Source organism: Streptomyces goshikiensis (genome assembly GCF_014650555.1).
Lineage (GTDB): Bacteria > Actinomycetota > Actinomycetes > Streptomycetales > Streptomycetaceae > Streptomyces > Streptomyces goshikiensis.
On sequence record NZ_BMVE01000001.1, the window covers coordinates 521050 to 542203 of the forward strand.

At 72.5% G+C, this 21154-nt stretch carries 22 protein-coding genes, 1 tRNA gene and 1 riboswitch; of the genes, 11 read left to right on the forward strand and 12 right to left on the reverse strand.

The annotated features are described in order from the left end of the window. Positions 1-40 precede the first annotated feature (40 nt). The 3 genes from IE248_RS02340 (at position 41) to IE248_RS02350 (ending at position 3968) form a co-directional block, all read left to right on the forward strand. Positions 41-238 carry a hypothetical protein gene (locus IE248_RS02340; RefSeq protein ID WP_190029859.1) on the forward strand — a complete coding sequence of 66 codons (198 nt, stop codon included), beginning with the start codon at positions 41-43 and terminating at the stop codon, positions 236-238. Between the two features lie 50 nt (positions 239-288). Next, a riboswitch (cobalamin riboswitch) is annotated at positions 289-412 on the forward strand. Positions 413-558: 146 nt separating this feature from the next. Then, the gene (locus IE248_RS02345; RefSeq protein WP_073773137.1) at positions 559-2952 is read left to right on the forward strand and encodes a ribonucleoside-diphosphate reductase subunit alpha; all 2394 of its coding nucleotides are present in this window, start codon (positions 559-561) and stop codon (positions 2950-2952) included. Next, a complete protein-coding gene (locus tag IE248_RS02350; RefSeq protein WP_008741512.1) occupies positions 2952-3968 on the forward strand; it encodes a ribonucleotide-diphosphate reductase subunit beta in 1017 nt (338 codons plus the stop codon). The genes IE248_RS02345 and IE248_RS02350 overlap by 1 nt, the downstream gene beginning before the upstream one ends. Before the next feature lie 118 nt (positions 3969-4086). On the opposite strand, the gene IE248_RS02355 is transcribed toward IE248_RS02350, so the two are convergent. After that, positions 4087-4314, reverse strand: a complete 228-nt coding sequence (locus IE248_RS02355; protein WP_050779359.1) for a hypothetical protein — start codon at positions 4312-4314, stop codon at positions 4087-4089. Between the two features lie 81 nt (positions 4315-4395). Here IE248_RS02355 and IE248_RS02360 point away from each other — a divergent pair, with 81 nt between their 5' ends. Further along, the gene (locus IE248_RS02360) at positions 4396-5391 is read left to right on the forward strand and encodes a helix-turn-helix domain-containing protein (RefSeq protein ID WP_073798217.1); all 996 of its coding nucleotides are present in this window, start codon (positions 4396-4398) and stop codon (positions 5389-5391) included. Here IE248_RS02360 and def read toward each other — a convergent pair. The 8 genes from def to IE248_RS02400 all read right to left on the reverse strand — a co-directional run bounded on the left by def (position 5367) and on the right by IE248_RS02400 (position 13075). Continuing rightward, a complete protein-coding gene (def, locus tag IE248_RS02365; RefSeq protein WP_073798216.1) occupies positions 5367-6011 on the reverse strand; it encodes a peptide deformylase in 645 nt (214 codons plus the stop codon). The genes IE248_RS02360 and def overlap by 25 nt on opposite strands. An 83-nt stretch (positions 6012-6094) precedes the next feature. Further along, positions 6095-7081 carry a tetratricopeptide repeat protein gene (locus IE248_RS02370; protein WP_190029860.1) on the reverse strand — a complete coding sequence of 329 codons (987 nt, stop codon included), beginning with the start codon at positions 7079-7081 and terminating at the stop codon, positions 6095-6097. A gap of 128 nt (positions 7082-7209) precedes the next feature. Next, a complete protein-coding gene (locus IE248_RS02375; protein ID WP_073798215.1) occupies positions 7210-8499 on the reverse strand; it encodes an HD-GYP domain-containing protein in 1290 nt (429 codons plus the stop codon). Continuing rightward, positions 8496-10121 carry an HD-GYP domain-containing protein gene (locus IE248_RS02380; RefSeq protein ID WP_229895093.1) on the reverse strand — a complete coding sequence of 542 codons (1626 nt, stop codon included), beginning with the start codon at positions 10119-10121 and terminating at the stop codon, positions 8496-8498. Before IE248_RS02380 ends, IE248_RS02375 begins: the two co-directional genes overlap by 4 nt. Positions 10122-10290: 169 nt before the next feature. Further along, complete coding sequence (rsrA, locus tag IE248_RS02385) at positions 10291-10611, reverse strand: mycothiol system anti-sigma-R factor (RefSeq protein ID WP_008741506.1); 321 nt, start codon at positions 10609-10611, stop codon at positions 10291-10293. After that, positions 10608-11252 carry a sigma-70 family RNA polymerase sigma factor gene (locus IE248_RS02390; RefSeq protein WP_008741505.1) on the reverse strand — a complete coding sequence of 215 codons (645 nt, stop codon included), beginning with the start codon at positions 11250-11252 and terminating at the stop codon, positions 10608-10610. The genes rsrA and IE248_RS02390 overlap by 4 nt, the downstream gene beginning before the upstream one ends. 333 nt (positions 11253-11585) lie before the next feature. Continuing rightward, positions 11586-12242, reverse strand: coding sequence for an alpha/beta hydrolase family protein (locus tag IE248_RS02395; RefSeq protein WP_190029861.1), 657 nt, complete (start codon positions 12240-12242; stop codon positions 11586-11588). A 17-nt stretch (positions 12243-12259) separates the two neighbouring features. Further along, positions 12260-13075 (reverse strand): SOS response-associated peptidase, encoded by an 816-nt coding sequence (locus IE248_RS02400; RefSeq protein ID WP_008741503.1) that lies wholly within the window; start codon positions 13073-13075, stop codon positions 12260-12262. Positions 13076-13128: 53 nt separating this feature from the next. Here IE248_RS02400 and IE248_RS02405 point away from each other — a divergent pair, with 53 nt between their 5' ends. The 4 genes from IE248_RS02405 (at position 13129) to IE248_RS02420 (ending at position 16743) form a co-directional block, all read left to right on the forward strand. Next, complete coding sequence (locus tag IE248_RS02405; protein WP_008741502.1) at positions 13129-13842, forward strand: M50 family metallopeptidase; 714 nt, start codon at positions 13129-13131, stop codon at positions 13840-13842. Positions 13843-13895: 53 nt separating this feature from the next. Further along, a complete protein-coding gene (aroA, locus tag IE248_RS02410; protein WP_008741501.1) occupies positions 13896-15248 on the forward strand; it encodes a 3-phosphoshikimate 1-carboxyvinyltransferase in 1353 nt (450 codons plus the stop codon). 8 nt (positions 15249-15256) lie between these two features. Continuing rightward, positions 15257-16267 carry a ribosome small subunit-dependent GTPase A gene (gene rsgA, locus IE248_RS02415; protein ID WP_037793271.1) on the forward strand — a complete coding sequence of 337 codons (1011 nt, stop codon included), beginning with the start codon at positions 15257-15259 and terminating at the stop codon, positions 16265-16267. A 152-nt stretch (positions 16268-16419) separates the two neighbouring features. Next, complete coding sequence (locus IE248_RS02420; RefSeq protein ID WP_008741499.1) at positions 16420-16743, forward strand: DMT family transporter; 324 nt, start codon at positions 16420-16422, stop codon at positions 16741-16743. Here IE248_RS02420 and IE248_RS02425 read toward each other — a convergent pair. Beyond that, the gene (locus IE248_RS02425; RefSeq protein WP_073773145.1) at positions 16709-17272 is read right to left on the reverse strand and encodes a TetR/AcrR family transcriptional regulator; all 564 of its coding nucleotides are present in this window, start codon (positions 17270-17272) and stop codon (positions 16709-16711) included. The genes IE248_RS02420 and IE248_RS02425 overlap by 35 nt on opposite strands. Positions 17273-17406: 134 nt before the next feature. On the opposite strand from IE248_RS02425, the gene hisN reads away from it, so the two are divergent. Both hisN and IE248_RS02435 read left to right on the forward strand, forming a co-directional pair. Further along, positions 17407-18213: a histidinol-phosphatase gene (gene hisN, locus IE248_RS02430; RefSeq protein WP_073773146.1), complete on the forward strand. Its 807-nt coding sequence runs from the start codon at positions 17407-17409 to the stop codon at positions 18211-18213. Between the two features lie 168 nt (positions 18214-18381). Further along, entirely contained in the window at positions 18382-18777 is a 396-nt protein-coding gene (locus IE248_RS02435; RefSeq protein ID WP_008741496.1) for a CBS domain-containing protein, read from the forward strand. A gap of 89 nt (positions 18778-18866) precedes the next feature. Here the strand turns inward: IE248_RS02435 and IE248_RS02440 are convergent, their stop codons facing one another. Continuing rightward, positions 18867-20336 (reverse strand): catalase, encoded by a 1470-nt coding sequence (locus IE248_RS02440; protein ID WP_190030063.1) that lies wholly within the window; start codon positions 20334-20336, stop codon positions 18867-18869. A 134-nt stretch (positions 20337-20470) separates the two neighbouring features. On the opposite strand from IE248_RS02440, the gene IE248_RS02445 reads away from it, so the two are divergent. Continuing rightward, the gene (locus IE248_RS02445; protein ID WP_190029862.1) at positions 20471-20881 is read left to right on the forward strand and encodes a Fur family transcriptional regulator; all 411 of its coding nucleotides are present in this window, start codon (positions 20471-20473) and stop codon (positions 20879-20881) included. A gap of 161 nt (positions 20882-21042) precedes the next feature. Here the strand turns inward: IE248_RS02445 and IE248_RS02450 are convergent. Further along, positions 21043-21116 (reverse strand) — tRNA-Met (locus IE248_RS02450). Positions 21117-21154: the final 38 nt, after the last annotated feature.

The window sequence follows — 21154 nt, forward strand, 5'->3', positions numbered from 1 at the left end:
TCGGCCGGGCGGGGCGGGGGAAGGGGTCGGTGAGGCGCTGGTGCGGGCCTACGCCGAGCGCGCCGCGGCCATCGAAGGGGTGAACCGTCCGCTGCTCTCCACCCGGGCGCGGAGCCCCGCCGCGCACCGGATCCACGAGCGGCCGGGCTTCGTACGGGCCCCGGAACGGGACTGGTCACCGGTCCCCACGGCGGCGCCGCCGACCTACGCGTTGGAGCTGCGCGTACTGGACTGGTAGCAGCCCGACACAAGATGTGGGGGGTCGCGCATCAACGGCCCCCCACATGTATGCTCATCCTCGCTGTCGTCGCAGGGGAATCCGGTGGGAATCCGGAACTGTCCCGCAACGGTATGAAGTACACCCATTGGTGTCACCGCAAGTCCGATGACCTGCCGACAGTGCGCCCGGCTCGACCGAACCGGGTGCCGATACGTCCGGGCCCCGCGGTTGGGCCGGTGGACGCCGCGCGGTGTGCCCTCCGAGGTCCCTGTCCGCGCGCGCCCGCTCGCGCCCCGCACCGCAGGTGCCCCGGAGCCGAGCGAGGGAGAGCTCCCCCCGTGACCATCGCGCCTTCCGCACCGCGCGCCGAGTCCGACCCGTCCGACACCGGAATCGAGACCGGGGGACCTGGGGCCGCGCTGCTGCGGACCCTCACCGAGCTGACCGCCGACCTTCCCGACACCGACCCGGGCCGGGTCGCCGCCGCCGCCCTGCGCGGCCGCAGCGCCGCCGCCGACGAGGCCGAGCTGCGTTCGCTCGCCACCGAGGCCGCGGCCGGTCTGATCTCCGAGGACCCGGCGTACTCCCGGCTCGCCGCCCGCCTGCTGACGCTCGCCGTCCGCGACGAGGCCGCCGGCCAGGGGGCCACCTCCTTCTCCGCCTCCGTCGCCGTCGGCCACCGCGAGGGCCTGATCGCCGACCGCACCGCCGCGTTCGTCGAGGCCCACGCGGCCCGCCTGGACGCGCTGGTCGAGCACACGCTCGCCGAGGGCGCGGACGACCGCTTCGGCTTCTTCGGCCTGCGCACCCTGCACAGCCGCTACCTGCTGCGCCACCCGATCACCCGCCAGGTCGTCGAGACCCCGCAGCACTTCATGCTGCGCGTGGCCTGCGGTCTCGCCGCGGACGAGAGCGTCCAGGCCGTCGAGGAAGTGGCCTCGCTCTACCGGCTGATGAGCCGCCTGGACTACCTGCCGTCCTCCCCCACGCTCTTCAACTCCGGCACCCGGCACCCGCAGATGTCCTCCTGCTACCTGCTGGACTCCCCGCTGGACGAGCTCGACTCGATCTACGACCGTTACCACCAGGTCGCCCGCCTCTCCAAGCACGCCGGTGGCATCGGTCTGTCGTACTCCCGCATCCGCGCCCGCGGTTCGCTGATCCGGGGTACGAACGGCCACTCCAACGGCATCGTGCCGTTCCTGAAGACCCTCGACGCCTCCGTCGCCGCCGTGAACCAGGGCGGCCGCCGCAAGGGCGCCGCCGCCGTCTACCTGGAGACCTGGCACGCGGACATCGAGGAGTTCCTGGAGCTCCGCGACAACACCGGTGAGGACCAGCGCCGCACCCACAACCTGAACCTGGCGCACTGGGTGCCGGACGAGTTCATGCGCCGCGTGAACGCCGACGCCGACTGGTCGCTGTTCTCCCCGGCCGACGTGCCCGAGCTGGTCGACCTGTGGGGCGACGACTTCGACGCCGCCTACCGCAAGGCCGAGGCGGACGGCCTGGCCCGCAAGACCATGCCCGCCCGCGACCTGTACGGCCGGATGATGCGCACCCTCGCGCAGACCGGCCAGGGCTGGATGACCTTCAAGGACGCCTCCAACCGCACGGCGAACCAGACCGCCGAGCCGGGCACCGTCGTCCACTCCTCGAACCTGTGCACCGAGATCATCGAGGTCACCAACGACGGCGAGACCGCCGTCTGCAACCTCGGCTCGGTCAACCTGGGCGCGTTCGTCCTGACGGAGACCGGCGAGATCGACTGGGAGCGGCTGGACGAGACCGTCCGCACCGCCGTGACCTTCCTCGACCGCGTGGTGGACATCAACTTCTACCCGACCGAGCAGGCCGGGCGCTCCAACGCCCGCTGGCGTCCGGTGGGTCTGGGCGCGATGGGCCTCCAGGACGTCTTCTTCAAGCTGAAGCTGCCCTTCGACTCCCCCGAGGCGAAGGCGCTGTCCACCAAGCTCTCCGAGCGCATCATGCTGGCCGCGTACGAGGCCTCCTGCGACCTCGCCGAGCGCAGCGGCCCGCTGCCGGCCTGGGAGCAGACCCGCACCGCCCGCGGCGTCCTGCACCCGGATCACTACGACACCGAGCTGAACTGGCCGGAGCGCTGGGACGCGCTGCGCGCCCGGGTCGCCGAGTCCGGCATGCGCAACTCACTGCTGCTGGCCATCGCCCCGACGGCGACGATCGCCTCCATCGCCGGTGTGTACGAGTGCATCGAGCCGCAGGTCTCCAACCTCTTCAAGCGTGAGACCCTGTCGGGCGAGTTCCTCCAGGTCAACGGCTACCTGGTGGAGGAGCTGAAGAAGCTCGGCGTGTGGGACGCCCAGAGCCGCGAGGCGCTGCGCGAGGCCAGCGGTTCCGTCCAGGGCTTCGGCTGGATCCCGGCCGAGGTGCGCGAGTTGTACCGCACGGCGTGGGAGATCCCGCAGCGCGGTCTGATCGACATGGCGGCCGCCCGTACGCCGTTCCTCGACCAGTCGCAGTCGCTGAACCTGTTCCTGGAGACGCCGACCATCGGCAAGCTCTCCTCGATGTACGCGTACGCCTGGAAGCAGGGCCTGAAGACCACGTACTACCTGCGTTCGCGCCCGGCGACGAAGATCGCCCGCGCCGCGCAGGCGGCCACCCCCGTCGCGCTGCCCCAGGCCGTCGTCGACGCCGAGGCGCTGGCCTGCTCCCTTGAGAACCCCGAGTCCTGCGAGGCCTGCCAGTAATGAGCTCCACCGACCAGAAGAACCTCCTCGACCCGGGCTTCGAGCTGACCCTGCGCCCCATGCGCTACCCGGACTTCTACGAGCGCTACCGGGACGCGATCAAGAACACCTGGACCGTCGAGGAGGTCGACCTCCACTCGGACGTCGCAGACCTCGCGAAGCTGACGCCCGCCGAGCAGCACATGATCGGCCGGCTGGTCGCGTTCTTCGCGACGGGTGACTCGATCGTCTCGAACAACCTGGTGCTGACGCTCTACAAGCACATCAACTCCCCGGAGGCGCGCCTGTACCTGTCGCGCCAGCTGTTCGAGGAGGCCGTGCACGTCCAGTTCTATCTGACGCTGCTCGACACCTACCTGCCCGACCCGGACGACCGCGCGGCCGCCTTCGACGCGGTCGAGGAGATCCCGTCGATCCGCGAGAAGGCGCAGTTCTGCTTCAAGTGGATCAACGAGGTCGAGAAGCTGGACCGGCTGGAGACGCAGGCCGACCGCCGCCGCTTCCTGCTGAACCTGATCTGCTTCGCGGCGTGCATCGAGGGCCTGTTCTTCTACGGCGCCTTCGCGTACGTGTACTGGTTCCGCTCGCGCGGCCTGCTGCACGGCCTCGCCACCGGCACCAACTGGGTGTTCCGCGACGAGACCATGCACATGAACTTCGCGTTCGAGGTCGTGGACACGGTCCGCAAGGAGGAGCCGGAGCTCTTCGACGACGCCCTCCAGCAGCAGGTCACCGACATGCTGAAGGAAGCCGTGGACGCGGAGCTGCAGTTCGGCCGCGACCTGTGCGGTGACGGCCTGCCGGGCATGAACACCGAGTCGATGCGCGAGTACCTGGAGTGCGTCGCGGACCAGCGCCTGGTGCGCCTCGGCTTCGCGCCGGTGTACGGCTCGCAGAACCCGTTCTCGTTCATGGAGCTCCAGGGCGTCCAGGAGCTGACGAACTTCTTCGAGCGCCGTCCGTCGGCCTACCAGGTCGCGGTCGAGGGCACGGTCGACCTGGACGAGGACTTCTAGGCACGGCAGCGACCCGCCCGTGCGCGCAGGCGCACGGGCACCGGGAGCCGGTACGCGGTGGACGACCGCGTGCCGGCTCTTCGCGTTCCCGGGCCGACGGGCCCGGCGGCCCTGCGGGCTAGTGGGCCAGGCGCCGTCCCCGGTACCGGCCCGCGAGCCGGATGCCGCGCCGGCGCGGGGTGGGCGGGAGGCCTCCGGCCCGCTGGCGGGGGAGCCACACCAGCCGGGTCAGGGCGGCCCGCAGCTGCCGGTCGGTCCGCCGGTCGCGCAGGGCCCCGTACAGGCTGGGGCCGAGCAGGACGGCGGCGATGGCCAGGACGGCGAGGTAGCTCACGAAGGTGCTCATGTCTCTACTGTCCGCCCGATCCGCCATGATCGACAGTGGCAGCACTGTCATGGAAGAGCGAATTACTGCCACACTGAGGGCATGCTGACCAATGTGGCCGTCGCCCTCGTCAACGGTGTCGCCCCCTTCGAGCTGGGGATCTTCTGCGAGGTCTTCGGAGTGGACCGCAGCGACATGGGGCTGCCCGTGTACGACTTCGCCGTCTGCTCGGCGGAGGACCGCCGCTCCCCCACCGGTGACGGGCACTTCGAGATCGTCGTCCCGTACGGGCTGGAGCGGCTGGAGAGCGCGGACCTGATCTGCGTCCCCGCCGACCGCGAGGCCACGACCCGCGAGTACCCCGAGCCGCTGCTGGCCGCCCTGCGCGGGGCCGTCGAGCGCGGCGCGCGGGTGCTGAGCGTGTGCAGCGGGGCCTTCCTGCTCGGCGCGGCCGGTCTCCTGGACGGCCGGCGCTGCACCACGCACTGGATGCACTCCCCGACCCTGAGCCGGCGCTTCCCGAAGGCCCGGGTGGATCCCGACGTGCTGTACGTGGACGAGGGCCCGGTGATCACCGCCGCGGGCACGGCCTCGGGGATCGACGCATGCCTGCACCTCCTGCGCCAGGAGCACGGCGCCGAGGTGGCCAACACGGTGGCGCGGCGGATGGTCGTCCCGCCGCACCGCGACGGCGGCCAGGCCCAGTTCATCCAGCGGCCGCTGCCGCGCACCGAGTGCGACACGGTGGGCGAGGTGATGGGCTGGATGGCCCGTCACCTGGAGGACGAGATCACCGTCGAGCAGCTGGCCGAGCGGGCGGCGATGTCCCCGCGCACCTTCGCCCGCCGCTTCCTCCAGGAGACCGGCACCACCCCGTACCAGTGGGTGCTGCGGCAGCGCGTGCTGCTGGCGCAGGAGCTCCTGGAGTCCACGGAGGACACCGTCGACGCGATCGCCGGACGCTGCGGCTTCGGCAACGCGGCCGCCCTGCGCCACCACTTCCTGCGGGCGCTGGGCACCACGCCGAACGCCTTCCGGCGCGCCTTCCGCGGGCCGGACCCGCGGACCGCGGCTCAGGCGTTCGGAACCGTCTCGTAGCGCGGGGTGCCCTCTTCCATCTGCCGCAGGGCGTCCTTGCGGTCGCGCTTGGAGAGGCGGTCGATGTACAGGTACCCGTACAGGTGGTCGGTCTCGTGCTGGAGGCAGCGCGCGAAGTAGCCCGTGCCGCGCACCTTGATCGGGTTGCCCTGCGCGTCCCGGCCCTCGACCTCGGCGTAGTCCGGGCGCGCCAGCGCGGCGTAGGCGGTCGGGACCGACAGGCAGCCCTCGTTCGAGTCGTCCAGCACGCGCGAGGCGGCCGGCAGCTCGACCAGCTTCGGGTTGACCACGACGCCGGTGTGGCGCACGCCGTCGTCGTCGGGGCAGTCGTAGACGAAGACCTTGGCGTCCACGCCGATCTGGTTCGCGGCCAGGCCCACGCCCTCGGCGGCCTTCTGGCTGGCGAACATGTCGTCGATCAGCCGCGCCAGGTCCTCGCCGAACTCGGTGACGTCCTTGCATTCCCGGTGCAGCACCGGGTTGCCGACGACGGTGATCGGGCGGGCGGTGCCGCGCTCGCGGTGGGCGAGCTCGCGCTCCGCACAGTTCTCGGTGTCCACGACGTACCCGTCGTTCGGGTCCCCGACCACACCGACAACCTCGTTCTCCTGCTGCGCCATGTCCGCCGTACGCCTTCCGTAAGTCCCGTTCACCCGTGGTCGCCGATGGCCACCGATGTGCCCGTACAGCCTACGGCCCCGGCTCAGCAGACTTCTTCGAGATCCCGCCACTCCCGGCTGTCCGGGCTGTCCGCGACCCAGCCGTCGAGCAGCCCGCGGACCAGCCCGGCCGGCGCCGCGATCCCGCACTCGCGCTCGGGGACCCACAACGAGCCCGATCCGGTCGTACGGTGACCCAGCGGCCCGGGGTGCCCCGGCTCGCTGTGGTCGTGCGGGTCCAGGTGCTCCCCGTCACCCTCGCCGCTCGGCATCGCGCTCTCCGAGCAGGTCCGGCACAGCAGCCGCACCGAGGAGGACCAGTCCTCGGCTGCGAATCCCGCGTCCGAGGCGAGCTGCTCCAGGGCGTCGCGGTCCGCCTCGGTCGCCGCCTCCAGCAGCACCACCCAGGTCGGCACCGGCGAGGGCGCCCACAGCTCGATCTCGTCGAACACGGGGTACGAGGGCCCGGCCGCGGTGACCCGCTCGCCGTGCGGCACCCCGTCGTGCAGGACCACCTCGCCCCAGCGCCGCCCGGAGGAGGGCAGCGGGATCGAGAGGACCTCCATCCGCGCCGGGTCCAGCCTGCGGCCCCACACCACCTCGGCCTCGCCCTCCGGCGACAGCCGCACGGCGGCGCTGCCCAGCTCCATGCCGACCGGCTCGCCGTTCCCGGCGGCCTCCCCGGGCACCTTCAGCCCGTACGCCTGCCAGGCGCGCCGGGCCAGCGGCCAGTCCTGGAGCGCGGTCGCGGCGATCCCGACGTTCCACCAGTCCGGGGCGCCGTTCTCCCGGTCCAGCAGGGCCACGGCGCGCAGCCCGGCGGCCCGCGCCTGCTCCCAGTCGTGCCGGAACTTGTGCAGCAGCGCCAGGTTGAACCAGGACTCGGACAGCCAGGGCTCCAGGTCCGCCGCTCTGGTCAGGAGCGCTCCCGCGTCCTCGTACCGACCGTCGCCGATCAGCGTGAACGCGCGGTCGGTGGCCTGCCGCCACGAGGCGGAGGGCCTATGCCGTACCTTCCCGAAGATCCTCACGATTCCCGCCTGCCTGGGGGCACCCTCCCAGCGGTGGCTGGGGGACTACGGTGCAGCCTTGCGGACACACTGACACTCTCACTGGCATCCAACCATGCCCGCTCGGACGACCGCTCATTACCCATGGGTTACCCCGGTCGGGCGGGAACAACTCTGGCACGTCCTCCCCTGGCCAGAACCCTCGCCAAGGACTCCACCACCTCCGGGTGGTGGTCCCGCCCGGTGCCCAGCCTGAGCTGCTCCAGGGCCGCCAGTGAGCCGCCCGGGTGAAGGACCGCCGCCGCCAGGTCGTCGTACGCGTTGACCGTGCGCACGATACGGGCGGCGACGGGCTGGCGGCGGTACGGGTCCGCCTGGAGTTCCACCACGACGGCGACCTCCGCCGGGACCCCGGTCCGGCGGGCCACCTCCCCGCCGAGCTCCGCGATCCGGCGGGCCTCGGCGGCGGGCAGCTCGGCCGTGGCCCCCGCCGGGACGGGGTCGACGAGGGAGAGCTGCCCGATGTCGTGCATCAGGGCCGCGTACTCCAGCACCGTGAGCTCCCGCTCGGAGAGCCCCAGCTCCCGGCCGACGGCGCAGCTCAGGGCCGCGACCCGGCGGGCGTGGCCGGGGCGGGTGTAGCCGGCGATCTCGGTGGCCCGGGCCAGCGAGGTGATGGTCTGGCGGTAGGTGACGCGGATCTCGGTGATCCGGTGGAAGGACATCTGGGTCAGCAGCAGCGGCACGCTGAACACGGGCAGGGCCCACAGCCCGGCGACCGCCACGCCCAGGGCCATGACCACACAGGTCGCGCAGATCGCCGAGCCGATGCCGAGCTGGGCGCGCAGCTCGTCGCGCAGCAGCGGCCCGTACGGCCAGCCGGTCCCGGCCCGGGCCAGCGCGGCGGCGAGCACCGCGTCGCACAGGGAGGTCAGGCCCAGCAGGGCGAGCAGGAAGCCGACGAGGCACGGGCCCCGCCCGGTCAGGTCCTCCAGCCGCCCCGAGTCGTGGAGCGGCTGGAAACAGGCGGCGGCGAAGGCGACGGTCAGCACCCGCCGGGCCACGTGGTCGAGGGCGTGGCCGCCGCCGCGGGCGATGTACGGGACGGCGGCGGCCAGGGCGGCGGCGAAGACGACGGCCACGGTCTGGAGCGCCCCGTGCCGGGTGGGATGCCCGGCGGCCTCGCCGAGCAGGGCGTACGTGAGGGCCGCGGCGGAGCCGAGCGGCGCGGGCCGGCGGTCCTCGGCGGGCAGGTGCCCGGCGGAGGCGGCGCGGTGCTCGTGGTGGTCGCGGCGGGCGAGTTCGCCGAGGGCCACGAGGGCGGCGAAGGCGAGGGCGGTGCCGGGCTCGGCGACGCCGTGCCACAGGGTGTGCCCCAGTCCGGCGGCGGCCAGCGCCACCGCGGCGCCGCGCACCGCCCACGCGTCCCAGGGCCTCATCCCCGGCCCCCGCCCCCGCCGCCGCCCCGGCGCCGGCCGCTCTCCCCGGCGGGCACGGGCCGCTGCCCCGCGGCCGCCGGGGCGCGGGCGGCCCCGTCGCCGGAGTCGGCGGAGTTCGCGGAGTTCCCGGCGTTCGCGGAGTTCGCGGAGTTCGCGGAGTTCGCGGAGTTCGCGGAGTTCGCGGAGTTCCCGGCCTGCCCGGCGGGCCCGGCAGCTCCGGCGGGCCCGGCAGCTCCGGCGTTCCCGGCAGCTCCGGCGTTCCCGGCGTCGCCCGCGGGGATGACCTGGAGGTCCTCGTCCGAGGTGACCACCGGGTGCCAGCCGTGCCGTGCGATGGCGTCGGTCAGGGCGCTCACCATCGCCGGGTCGAACTGCGCCCCCGCGCACCGCTCCAGCTCGGCCAGCGCCGCCGGCACCGGCCGGGCCCGGCTGTAGGAGCGGGTCGAGGTCATCGCGTCGAAGGCATCGGCCACCGCCACCACCCGGGCCAGCTCGGGGATCTGCGCACCGGCGAGCCCGTAGGGATAGCCCGAGCCGTCGATCCGCTCGTGGTGGTGCAGGATCGCCGACCGGGCCTCGCCGAGGAAGCCGATGCCGCGCACGATCTCGTGCCCGTACTCGGGGTGCAGTTCGATGACCCGCCGCTCCTCGGGGGTCAGCGGCCCGTCCTTGCGCAGCAGCCGGGTCGGCACGCCGAGCTTCCCGACGTCGTGCAGGATCCCGGCGATCCGGACGACCTCCAGGCGCTCCCCGGCCATCCCCAGCTCGCGGGCGATCATCGCGGAGGCCTGGCCGACCCGCTCGCTGTGCCCGCGCGTGTAGCGGTCCTTGATGTCCACGGCCTGGACCAGTGCCCGGATCGTGGCCCGGTGCGCGGCGTGCTCGCGGTGGTACTGGGCGAAGACCCAGCAGGAGATGTACATCGGCAGCAGCACGAGCAGCGCGGCCGGCAGCCCGTACGGGCTGCGCCACAGCACGGCCATCATCAGCCCGGCGAGGCCGTGGACGCAGTGCGGGACGAGGGCGAGGGCGGCGGCCGGCGGCCCGCGCCGGACGGAGGCGGCGGAGCGGCGCTCGGCGGCGGCCAGGACGCCCGCTTCGAGGGCGCTCAGCACCAGGCAGAAGGCGACCGCGGCGGCCGCCGCGGGCAGCAGCGCGTACGGGAAGTCGGCGATCCGGCCGGCCGGATCGGGCGGTCCCGTCCGGCCGACGGGGCCCGCGCCGAGCGTGGCGGGCCCGTTCAGCAGCCCGTACACCTGCCCGGCGGTCCACGCGGCCAGCGCCTGCTGCGCCGCGTGCCAGACCCGGCGTACCCGGACGGGCGGGTCCGTCACCGTCGCGGCGTACCCGCCGGGCATCGCGACGAGCGCGGCGGCGGCGGGCGGCAGCAGGAACACGGCGGCCAGCAGCACGGGGAAGAAGGAGCCGATGCCCTCGGGCACCCGGCGGCCCGCCGGCGGGCAGACCTTGACGAGTTCGCATCCGGCGTAGAGGACCGCGAGGACGGCCACCGCCGCCCAGGGCGTCGCGGCGGGCCGCAGCAGTGCCGGGACGGCGCAGGCGGACGCGGCGAGGACGGCGCACAGGATGTAGCCGCGCGCCGCCGGCGGAAGTACCCGCATGGCGCTCTCCTCCCCGGCGCCGGTCCGACCGGCACCGAATGGGGAGAATAAAGGGGGGCCCGGTTGAACCGAGCCGCATTTTCACTTTGGGCCATGCGGACGCCCCCGGATTAGCACCTTCGAGTGAACGAAGTGCCCTTCCGGGGGCGGTTGTTCGAAAGGCCGACCGTCAGCCGGTCGCGGGACTGGCCGGCCCGGCGGTGACATCGGTGATGTCACCTTCGGGCACGGCTTGCCCCGAGCGGATCAGCTCGATCCGCCCCATCACCTTGGACCGCAGGTCGCTCGGCACGTCGTCCGACCCGCAGCAGCGCTTCACCAGCTTCTTCACGGCCTGTTCGAGGCCGTACTTCTCCAGACAGGGATTGCACTCGCCGAAGTGCGTCTCGAACTTCGTGCAATCGCTGTCGGGCATCTCGTGGTCTAGGAACTCGTACAGGTGGTCCAGGACCTCAGAGCACTCCGTCTCGTGCGGCTCTCCGCAGCTCATGAGCCCGAGCCTTTCAGGTCGTTCGACTCTCCCGCGCCGGCGGGGACCAGCCCGCGCTCACGGGCATAGTCCTCCAGCATTCCGCGGAGTTGACGGCGGCCACGGTGCAGTCGCGACATGACTGTCCCTATGGGTGTACCCATGATGTCCGCGATCTCCTTGTACGCAAAGCCCTCTACGTCGGCAAGATAGACCGCGATGCGGAACTCCTCCGGAATGGCCTGCAGCGCTTCTTTCACATCCGAATCGGGCAGGTGGTCGAGCGCCTGCGATTCGGCGGAACGCAAACCGGTCGACATGTGCGACTCGGCCCGCGCCAGCTGCCAGTCCTCGATCTCCTCGGCCGCACTGCGCTGGGGTTCGCGCTGCTTCTTGCGGTACGAGTTGATGAACGTGTTGGTCAGGATGCGGTAGAGCCACGCCTTCAGGTTGGTGCCCTCGCGGAACTGGTGGAAGGACGCGTATGCCTTCGCGTACGTCTCCTGGACCAGGTCCTCGGCGTCGGCCGGATTGCGCGTCATGCGCAGCGCGGCCGAATACATCTGGTCGAGGTAGCCGAGGGCGTCCCGCTCGAAGCGCGCGTTGCGCTCGGGGGTCGTCTCCTCCGCGTGGCCTTCGTCGGTCCCAGCGACAGGACCCACCTCCTCCGACTGCGTGGCGGCTCCGAAAGCGGACCCGCTCGAATCGGAGAATAGTCGACCATCCCGGGCTTCCGCCGCCCGAAGCCGACCGCGCTTGGGGGCAGGAAGCACCGTCCAGTCCAGGTCAGCGGCCTGCGGACGGTTCTGGCTGATGACCTGGGGCATGCGCTCCCTCTCCTCCGACGTTTCCCGTGCTTACCGACATGTGGGTCAACAGCCCGGCCGGGCGGCGCATTCCCAGGCGCGGCACGGGATTTCGGCCCGTTTCCGGTCCGGTGGGCGGCTCCGGCGGCAAAGGTGAGGCGGATCACCCCCGAATATGTCAGGTCACGCTCAGAGCGGGAGTTCCAGGAGCCATTCGGCCGCCGTTTCCGTGATCACCGCGAGGGCCTCGTCCTGCGTGGTCCCGGCCTTCTTGGGCACCGCGAAGCCGTGGTCACCGTACGGGACCTCGACGAGCCGGTACGGATGGTCCGCGGCCGGCGGTGGGAACTCCTCGGGTCGGCCGAACGGGTCCCGGCCGCCCTGGAGCACCAGGGCGGGCCGCCCGGCGCCCAGCAGCTCCGCGGCCCGGGACTTCTCCGGCCGGCCCGGCGGGTGCAGCGGGAACGACAGCGCCAGCACCCCGGCCGCGTCCAGCCCCGCGGCGGTCCGGCACGCCACCCGGGCCCCGGCACTGCGCCCGCCGGCCACCACCGGCAGCCCGGGCCGCGTCAGCGCCGGCCACAGCCCGCGCCAGCCCTCGTCCAGCACCTTCGGCGCGGCGGCGACCTTCTTCCCGGCCACCCGCCAGGGCTGCTCGACCAGGGCGACGGTGATGCCTCGGGCGGGCAGCGCCGCCGCCAGGGCCCGCAGGTCCCGGGCCTCGATGCCGCCGCCGGCCCCGTGGCTCACGGCGAGCACGAGCCGGGCGGCGCCGCCGGTCGCGGGGTGCCAGGTGACACGGGCCTCGCCCGCCGGGGTGTCGACACTCTCGGTACGCGTGGTCATGCGCCGATCATGCCGGGTCAGAAGAGGGTCGCCTCCTCCGGCGCGGCCAGCTCCGTCAGCAGCTCGGCCCCGTTGTTGCGCACGTTGCTCACGGCGGTGGACACCGGGTAGGCGCGCATCAGGGCGCCCGCCGGCGGTGCCAGCAGGTGCCCGAGCTCGTCGGGGTCGGTGCGGGCGGGGTCCAGCCAGGGGTCCCACTTGTCCGGGGTCAGCATCAGCGGCATCCGGGGGTGGATCTCCGAGAGGGAGCCCGGCCCCTCGGCGGGGGCGACGGCCAGCGGGCCGGTCTCGGCCTCGGTGGTGATCACCGAGCAGGTGACCCACCAGGCCATCGGGTGCTCGTCGGGCAGGGTCCGGTCGCGCCAGAACTCGTATATCCCGGCCATGGCGAAGACGGAGCCGTCGGCGGGGAGCACGAAGTAGGGCTGTTTGCGGGCCCGTTTCCGCTTGCCCTCGACCTCCAGCTGCCGTTCGTCGTGGGCGGTGACCCACTCGTAGTAGCCGTCGGCCGGGATGATGCAGCGGCGCTGCGCGAAGGGGCGCTTGAAGGACGGCTTCTCGGCGACGGTCTCGGACCGGGCGTTGATCATCCGGGCGGCGCCCTCGGGGCTCTTGGCCCAGGAGGGGACCAGGCCCCACTTCAGGACGCGCAGCTGACGAACCGGACGCGGGTCCGCGGCGTCCTTCACAGGACGGTCGAGGACGACGTGGACCTCTTTCGTCGGCGCCACGTTCCAGTCGGGCGCCAGGGTCTCCTCGGGCTCCCACTTCTCGATGCCGAAGAGCTCCACCAGGTCCTCGGGCCCACGACCCGCCGCATACCGTCCGCACATGGCTGCCACACTGCCACGACACCCGACCACCACCGCAAGGAGTCCGCCACTCTATGGACAGCACCACGACGGCCGGCCTGTGGGACCGGCTCACGGGCATACAGACCCCGCCCGAGCTGTGGCTGGTGATCGTGACGGGCCTGGTGGCGCTGGCCGCCGTGGGCCCCCGCCCGCTGTGGCGGCTGTCCCGGAACGCCGTGACCATCGCGCACGAGGGCGGACACGGGCTGCTCGCCCTGCTGACCGGGCGGAGCCTGGACGGGATCCGGCTGCACTCGGACACCAGCGGGGTCACCGTCAGCCGCGGCAAGCCGACCGGACTCGGCATGATCCTGACCGCCGCCGCCGGGTACACGGCCCCCTCGCTGCTCGGCCTCGGCGGGGCGGCGCTGCTGTCGGCGCACCGGATCACCCTGCTGCTGTGGGCGGCGACCGCGCTGCTGGTCGCGATGCTGGTGATGATCCGCAACGCGTACGGGGCGCTGACGGTCGTCCTCACCGGTGCGGCGTTCGTGCTGGTGTCCTGGCTGACCTCGGCCGAGGTCCAGGCGGCGTTCGCGTACGTGGTGGTGTGGTTCCTGCTGCTGGGCGGGGTCCGGCCGGTCTTCGAACTTCAAGCCAAACGGAGGCACGGCGGAGCGCCCGATTCCGATGCGGACCAGCTGGGGCGCCTGACCCATGTGCACCCGGTGGTCTGGCTGTTCCTCTTCCACGCCGTCGCGCTGTGCTCCCTGATCGGCGGCGGGCGCTGGCTCCTCGGCCTCTGAGACGGGCCCGTGATCAAGATCGGGGCCCGTGGGTAGCCACTAAAGTGGGCCCCATGACCGAGACCTCCGCGCTCCACGCCCTCTGGCCCGCCCCGCTCGCGGACGGGGCCGTCCACGCCACCGTGACCGTGCCGGGGTCCAAATCGGTCACCAACCGCGCGCTGGTCCTGGCCGCGCTCGCCTCCGAACCGGGCTGGGTGCGCCGCCCGCTGCGCTCGCGCGACTCCCAGCTGATGTCGGACGCGCTGCGCGCGCTGGGCGTCGGCATCGAGGAGACCGTCTCCTCCAGCTCCGGCGGCGAGGGAGCCGGCGGCGAGGCCTGGCGGATCATCCCGGCCGCGCTGCACGGCCCGGCCACCGTGGACGTGGGCAACGCGGGCACGGTCATGCGCTTCCTGCCGCCCGTCGCGACCCTCGCCTCGGGCGACATCCGCTTCGACGGCGACCCGCGTTCCTACGAGCGCCCCCTCGGCCAGGTCATCACCGCGCTGCGCACCCTCGGCGCCCGGATCGACGACGACGGCCGCGGCGCCCTGCCGCTGACCGTCCAGGGCGGCGGGGCCCTGGAGGGCGGCACGGTCGAGATCGACGCCAGCAACTCCTCCCAGTTCGTCTCCGCGCTGCTGCTCTCCGCCCCGCGCTTCAACCAGGGCGTCGAGGTCCGGCACGTGGGCGACAACCTGCCGTCGATGCCGCACATCCGGATGACGGTGGAGATGCTGCGCGCGGCGGGCGCCCAGGTCGACACCCCCGAGGCCGGCGGCGAGAAGGACGTCTGGCGGGTCTCGCCCGGCGCGCTGCTGGGCCGCGACATGACCGTCGAGCCGGACCTCTCCAACGCCCAGCCGTTCCTGGCGGCCGCCCTGATCACCGGCGGCACCGTCACGGTCCCGGACTGGCCGCGCCGCACCACGCAGCCCGGTGACGCGCTGCGCCGGATCTTCACGGAGATGGGCGGCTCCTGCGAGCTGACCGACGCGGGTCTCGTCTTCACCGGCACCGGCAAGATCCACGGCATCGACGTGGACCTCGGCGAGGTCGGCGAGCTCACCCCGGGCATCGCGGCCGTCGCCGCGCTCGCCGACTCCGAGTCGGTGCTGCGCGGGGTCGCCCACCTGCGGCTGCACGAGACGGACCGGCTGGCGGCGCTCACCAGGGAGATCAACGGCCTCGGCGGCGACGTCACCGAGACCGCCGACGGCCTGCGGATCCGCCCGCGCCCGCTGCGCGGCGGCACCTTCCACACGTACGACGACCACCGGATGGCCACCGCCGGCGCGGTGATCGGCCTCGCGGTGGACGGCGTCCTCATCGAGAACGTGGCGACGACCGCCAAGACCCTGCCGGACTTCCCGCGGATGTGGGCCGACATGCTCGGCCGAACGGCCCGGGGCGCGGGAGCGTAGGGCCGGTCATGCGCAGGTACGGCAAGCACACCGACGAGGACGACATCCGCCAGCGGCCCAATCCCAAGGGCAACCGGCCGCGGACCAGCATCCGCCCCAAGCACGAGGACGCGGCCGAGGGCTTCGTCCTCACCGTGGACCGCGGCAGGCTGACCTGCCTGGTCGAGGACCGCACGGTGCACGCCATGAAGGCCCGTGAGCTGGGCCGCAAGGCGGCGGTGGTCGGCGACCGGGTCTGGATCGTCGGCGACCTGTCCGGCAAGAAGGACACCCTCGCCCGGATCGTGCGGATCGAGGAGCGCAAGTCCGTCCTGCGGCGCACCGCCGACGACGACGACCCGTACGAGCGCGTGGTCGTCGCCAACGCCGACCAGCTGGCCATCGTCACGGCCCTGGCCGATCCGGAACCCCGGCCCCGCATGATCGACCGCTGTCTGGTGGCCGCGTACGACGCCGGGCTGGAGCCGCTGCTGGTGCTCACCAAGTCCGACCTCACCTCAGCGGACAAGATCCTGGAGATCTACTCGACGCTGGGTGTGAACTACGTCGTCACCAACCGCGAGGAGCTGGCGACGGGGGACGCGGCGGAGCGGGTGCGCGAGCGCCTGAACGGCCGGATCACCGCCTTCGTCGGCCATTCCGGCGTCGGCAAGACCACCCTGGTCAACTCGCTCGTCGCCGAGGGCCGCCAGCGCGCCACCGGCCACGTCAACGCGGTGACCGGCCGCGGCCGGCACACCACCACCTCGGCGCTCGCGCTGCCGCTGCCCTCGGGCGACGGCTGGGTCATCGACACCCCGGGCGTGCGCTCCTTCGGCCTGCACCACGTGGATCCGTCCCGGGTGATCCTGGCCTTCCCGGACCTGGTGCCGGGGACGGAGGGCTGCCCGCGCGCCTGTAGCCACGACGAGCAGGACTGCGCGCTCGACGCGTGGGTGGAGGACGGTCACGCGGACCCGGCGCGGCTGTACTCGCTGCGGCGGCTGCTGGAGACGCGGGAGCGCCGCGAGGGCGACTGACCGCCGGGTGGCGCCGAGCGGCCGCCGGGCGCGCCGGCGGGGTCGCGGGCGGGTCGCAGCCGGGTGCGCCGTGTTTGTCGACGGCCGTGTCGGGATAAATCCATCATCGCACCAAGTGACGTGTCGTCACGTGACGCGGGGAGGCATTCGCCATGGCGTGGCTGCTCGTCATTGTCGCCGGGATCCTGGAGACGGGCTTCGCGGTCTGCCTCAAGCTGTCCCACGGCTTCACCCGGATGTGGCCGACGGTGGCGTTCGCCTGCTTCGCGCTCGGCAGCTTCGGCCTGCTCACGCTGGCGCTCAAGAAGCTGGACGTGGGCCCCGCCTACGCGGTGTGGACGGGCATCGGCGCGGCCGGGACCGCGATCTACGGGATGGTCTTCCTCGGCGACCTGGTGTCCACGCTGAAACTCGTCTCGATCTCGCTGGTGATCCTCGGCGTCATCGGTCTCCAGCTGTCCGGCTCGGCGCACTGAGCAGCCGCAGCAGCTCCCCGATCCCGGGCTCCTCGCCGGGGACGATCACGTAGGAGAGCGCGAGGCGCAGCGCCAGCTCCCCCTGCCGCGCCCCGTCCTCCGGGGTGAGCGCGAGCGCCGCCCGCTCGCGCACGGCCCGGGTCAGGTCCCCGGGGCCCAGCGCCGCCGCCCCGGGCCGGGCGGGCTCCCCCGGCGGCACGGGCAGGCTCCCGTCCCAGAACCCGGTCAGCAGGGCCCGTACGAGGGGATGCGCGCGGGCCGCCCGTACGGTCCACTCCGCCACGGCGGCGAGGCGCTCGCCCTGCTCCGCCGGGGCGGCGAGGGCCCGGTCCACCCCGGACAGGTACCGGTCGGCCTCGCGCCGCACCAGGGCGCGGCCCAGGCCCGCCTTGCCGCCGAACTCGTTGTAGAGGGTCTGCCGGGACACCCCGGCGGCCGCCGCCACGTCGACCATCCGGACGGCCGGCCAGGGGCGCGCCGAGAGCGCCGCTCCCGCCGCCTCCAGCAAGGACTCCCGCGCTGCCGGCATCCGCGCCTCCCCTCGGCTCCCCCGGACTCCCTGCCGCCAGAGTTGACGGGCCGACAGATCCTGTCAAGGGCGCGTGGGCGGCCGCACCGCGGACCTCGTTCGCCGGGCCGGGGCAGTCCCGATACTGTTCGGCCATGCCCGAGTATGACGATGATCTGCGCCTTGCCCTCGAACTCGCCGACGCGGCGGACGCCGCCACGACGCGGCGTTTCCGCGCCCTCGACCTCAAGGTCGAGACCAAGCCGGACATGACGCCGGTGAGCGAGGCCGACCGGGCCGCGGAGGAGATCATCCGGGCCGGGATCCTGGCCGCGCGGCCGGACGACGCCATCCTGGGCGAGGAGTACGGCCTGGAGGGCTCCGGCCCGCGCCGCTGGGTCGTGGACCCCATCGACGGTACGAAGAACTACGTGCGCGGCGTCCCCGTCTGGGCGACCCTGATCTCCCTGATGGCCGAGGGCGCGGACGGGGTCTTCCGTCCCGTGGTCGGCGTGGTCTCCGCGCCGGCGCTCGGCCGCCGCTGGTGGGCGGCGCAGGGCGGGGGCGCGTTCGCGGGCGGCGCGCTGGGCGGCGACCCGGTGCGGCTCGGCGTCTCGAAGGTGGGCTCCCTGGGCGACGCCTCCTTCGCGTACTCCTCGCTGACCGGCTGGGAGGAGCAGGGCCGGCTCCCCGGGTTCCTGGAGCTGACCCGGGCCTGCTGGCGCACGCGGGGGTACGGCGACTTCTGGCCGTACATGATGGTCGCGGAGGGCTCGCTGGACCTGTGCGCCGAGCCGGAGCTGAACCTGTGGGACATGGCGGCCCTCGCGGTCGTGGTCCAGGAGGCGGGCGGCCGTTTCACCAGCCTGGACGGGGCCGACGGGGTGGACGGCGGCAACGCGGCGGCGTCCAACGGGCTGCTGCACGAGGAGATGCTGGGGCACCTGCGCCCGCGCGCCTGACGCGCGGCCCGTGCGCTCCCTTGGCACGCGCGTGCCGAGCGCGTGCTGAGCGCGCCCTCTTGATGACCCTCCGTGTTCGTGGGAATCTGAGGATCCGCCCGCTTGTGCGCTTGTGAAGCCCTTCTCTAAGTGCGAGGCGGACGGCTCACCCAGGAGGTGGCTCCCTTCATGCTCGTCCGCGACGCCATGAGCACCGTGATCCTCACCCTCGGACCCGCCCATTCCCTCCGTCAGGCGGCCTGCCTGATGTCCGGCCGGCGCGTCGGCGCCGCCGTCGTCCTCGATCCCGAACACAGCGGCATCGGCATCCTGACCGAGCGCGACATCCTCAACTCGATCGGCGCCGGCCACGATCCCGACCGGGAGTCCGTGGGCGCCCACACCACCAACAACGTCGTCTTCTGCACCCCGGAGGCAACGCTCCAGGAAGCCGCCGAGGCCATGGCGCACGGCGGCTTCCGGCACCTGATCGTGCTGGAGGACGGCGGCCCGGTGGGCATCGTCTCCGTACGCGACATCATCCGCTGCTGGGTACCCGCCCGGCGCAGCCGCGTGGCCGCGTAGCCGCCCGGCGCCTGGCCGCCTGACCGCGCAGGCCGAGGGGCCGGACCCCGGGCGGGTCCGGCCCCTCGGCCCTCGGCGCGTGCGGATGCTCAGCCGCGGAGGGCCTGGACCGCGGCCTCCAGACGCTTGCCGAAGTCCCCGTCGGCCTGACGGAAGTTGTCGATCGCCCGCTCGGCGATGTCGTCGCGGGAGACCTTGGCGATGAACCCGGACAGGTTCTCGACCAGGCGCGACTTCTCCTCCTCGGACATCAGCCGGTAGAGGTCGCCCGCCTGCACGAAGTCGGTGTCCTCGGAGTGCGCCGGGGCGGCGTGGTCGCCCGTACCGCCGGTGACCGCGATGGGCTGCCACAGCGGACGGTCGCTCTGGAACGGGCCGCCGAAGCTGTTCGGCTCGTAGTTCTTCGCGCCCTTGTGGCGGCCGTCGTAGAGGGCGCCGTCGCGGGAGTGGGTGCGCGCCTCGGTGGCGTGCGGGCGGTTCACCGGCAGGTGGTCGGCGTTGATGCCGACGCGGTAGCGGTGGGCGTCGCCGTACGCGAAGAGCCGGCCCTGGAGCATCTTGTCCGGGGAGGGACCGATGCCGGGGACGAAGTGCGCCGGGGAGAAGACGCTCTGCTCGACCTCGGCGAAGACGTTCTCCGGGTTGCGGTTGAGCTCCAGCTTGCCGATCTCGATCGGCGGGTAGTCCTCGTGCGGCCACACCTTGGTGAGGTCGAACGGGTTGAACCGGTACTGGGCCGCCTCGGCCGCCGGCATGATCTGGACCTGCACGGTCCAGCTCGGGAAGTCGCCGCGCTCGATGGACTCGCGCAGGTCGCGCTGGTGGGAGTCCGGGTCCTCGCCTGCGAGGACGTTGGCCTCGGCCTGGGTGAGGTTCTTGATGCCCTGGTCGGTCTTGAAGTGGTACTTGACCCAGAAGACCTCGCCCGCCTCGTTGTTCCACTGGAACGTGTGCGAGCCGTAGCCGTTCATGTGGCGGTAGGAGGCGGGGATGCCGCGGTCGCCGAAGAGCCAGGTCACCTGGTGGGTGGACTCGGGGCTCAGGCCCCAGAAGTCCCACACGTTGTCGGCTTCCTGCGAGCCCGTGTACGGGTCGCGCTTCTGGGTGTGGATGAAGTCAGGGAACTTGATGGCGTCCTTGATGAAGAACACCGGGGTGTTGTTGCCGACGAGGTCGTAGTTGCCCTCCTCGGTGTAGAACTTCAGCGCCCAGCCGCGGGGGTCGCGCACGGCGTCGGCCGAGCCGAGGTTGCCTGCGACGGTGGAGAAGCGCAGGAAGGTCTCGGTCTCCTTGCCGACCTCGGACAGGAACTTCGCGCGGGTCCACTGGGAGACGTCCCGGGTCAGCGTGAAGGTGCCGTACGCACCGGCGCCGCGGGCGTGCACCACGCGCTCCGGGATGCGCTCGCGGTTGAAGTGGGCGAGCTTTTCGAGGAGCAGCTGGTCCTGGACGAGAACGGGCCCGCCGATGCCGGCGGTCTCGCTGTTCTGGTTGTCTGCGACCGGAGCCCCGGCCTCCGTGGTGAGCGGTCCCTGCGTCACGTGCGCCTCCTGCGTCATTCCTGCCACCTGCACCTGTCCTTGGCGTGTGCCGTAATCGATCCTACGATGGACTTTGTCTAAGTCAAGCTGGTATCCAATTCCACACTGCTTCGACTTCTACACGGGATCGCCGCGCTGTTAGGCTGGCGGGTATGAGTGACCTGCTGGAACGACTTCGCGGACGCGGATGGCGCATGACCGCACAACGGCGCGTCGTGGCCGAGGTGCTCGACGGTGACCACGTACACCTGACGGCCGACGAGGTGCACGCGCGCGCCGTGGCCAAGCTGCCGGAGATCTCCCGGGCGACGGTCTACAACACGCTCGGCGAGCTCGTGACCCTCGGCGAGGTCCTGGAGGTGTCCACGGACCGGCGCGCGAAGCGGTACGACCCGAACGCGCACCGCCCGCACCAGCACCTGGTCTGCGCCAAGTGCGGCGCGATCCGAGACGTCCACCCGGCCGGCAACCCGCTGGCCGACCTCCCCGACTCGGAGCGCTTCGGCTTCACGGTGTCGGGCGTCGAGATGACGTACCGCGGCCTCTGCCCGAACTGCGCGTAGCGCCTGGCCGCCGAGCACGCGAAAAAGGGCCCCGGGAGCGATCGCTCCCGGGGCCCCTTCGTGCCGCCCGACTTCTCACGGGCCAAATTTCCACGGCCAAATTTCCACGGGCCAACGACTCAGGGCCCGGATCCATTGGATCCGGGCCCTGAGTACTTCAGTAGCGGGGACAGGATTTGAACCTGCGACCTCTGGGTTATGAGCCCAGCGAGCTACCGAGCTGCTCCACCCCGCGTCGGTAAACCCAACTGTACGGGGACGCTGCCAGCAGAT

Coding starts and splice junctions, on each gene's coding strand:
- IE248_RS02420 (WP_008741499.1), top strand. CDS start 16,420: ATGGCGTGGCTGCTCGTCATTGTCGCCGGGATCCTGGAGACGGGCTTC.
- rsrA (WP_008741506.1), bottom strand. CDS start 10,611: ATGAGCTGCGGAGAGCCGCACGAGACGGAGTGCTCTGAGGTCCTGGAC.
- IE248_RS02350 (WP_008741512.1), top strand. CDS start 2,952: ATGAGCTCCACCGACCAGAAGAACCTCCTCGACCCGGGCTTCGAGCTG.
- IE248_RS02435 (WP_008741496.1), top strand. CDS start 18,382: ATGCTCGTCCGCGACGCCATGAGCACCGTGATCCTCACCCTCGGACCC.
- IE248_RS02400 (WP_008741503.1), bottom strand. CDS start 13,075: ATGTGCGGACGGTATGCGGCGGGTCGTGGGCCCGAGGACCTGGTGGAG.
- aroA (WP_008741501.1), top strand. CDS start 13,896: ATGACCGAGACCTCCGCGCTCCACGCCCTCTGGCCCGCCCCGCTCGCG.
- def (WP_073798216.1), bottom strand. CDS start 6,011: ATGGCGCAGCAGGAGAACGAGGTTGTCGGTGTGGTCGGGGACCCGAAC.
- IE248_RS02395 (WP_190029861.1), bottom strand. CDS start 12,242: ATGACCACGCGTACCGAGAGTGTCGACACCCCGGCGGGCGAGGCCCGT.
- IE248_RS02360 (WP_073798217.1), top strand. CDS start 4,396: ATGCTGACCAATGTGGCCGTCGCCCTCGTCAACGGTGTCGCCCCCTTC.
- IE248_RS02440 (WP_190030063.1), bottom strand. CDS start 20,336: ATGACGCAGGAGGCGCACGTGACGCAGGGACCGCTCACCACGGAGGCC.
- IE248_RS02445 (WP_190029862.1), top strand. CDS start 20,471: ATGAGTGACCTGCTGGAACGACTTCGCGGACGCGGATGGCGCATGACC.
- hisN (WP_073773146.1), top strand. CDS start 17,407: ATGCCCGAGTATGACGATGATCTGCGCCTTGCCCTCGAACTCGCCGAC.
- IE248_RS02405 (WP_008741502.1), top strand. CDS start 13,129: ATGGACAGCACCACGACGGCCGGCCTGTGGGACCGGCTCACGGGCATA.
- rsgA (WP_037793271.1), top strand. CDS start 15,257: ATGCGCAGGTACGGCAAGCACACCGACGAGGACGACATCCGCCAGCGG.
- IE248_RS02425 (WP_073773145.1), bottom strand. CDS start 17,272: ATGCCGGCAGCGCGGGAGTCCTTGCTGGAGGCGGCGGGAGCGGCGCTC.
- IE248_RS02380 (WP_229895093.1), bottom strand. CDS start 10,121: ATGCGGGTACTTCCGCCGGCGGCGCGCGGCTACATCCTGTGCGCCGTC.
- IE248_RS02375 (WP_073798215.1), bottom strand. CDS start 8,499: ATGAGGCCCTGGGACGCGTGGGCGGTGCGCGGCGCCGCGGTGGCGCTG.
- IE248_RS02355 (WP_050779359.1), bottom strand. CDS start 4,314: ATGAGCACCTTCGTGAGCTACCTCGCCGTCCTGGCCATCGCCGCCGTC.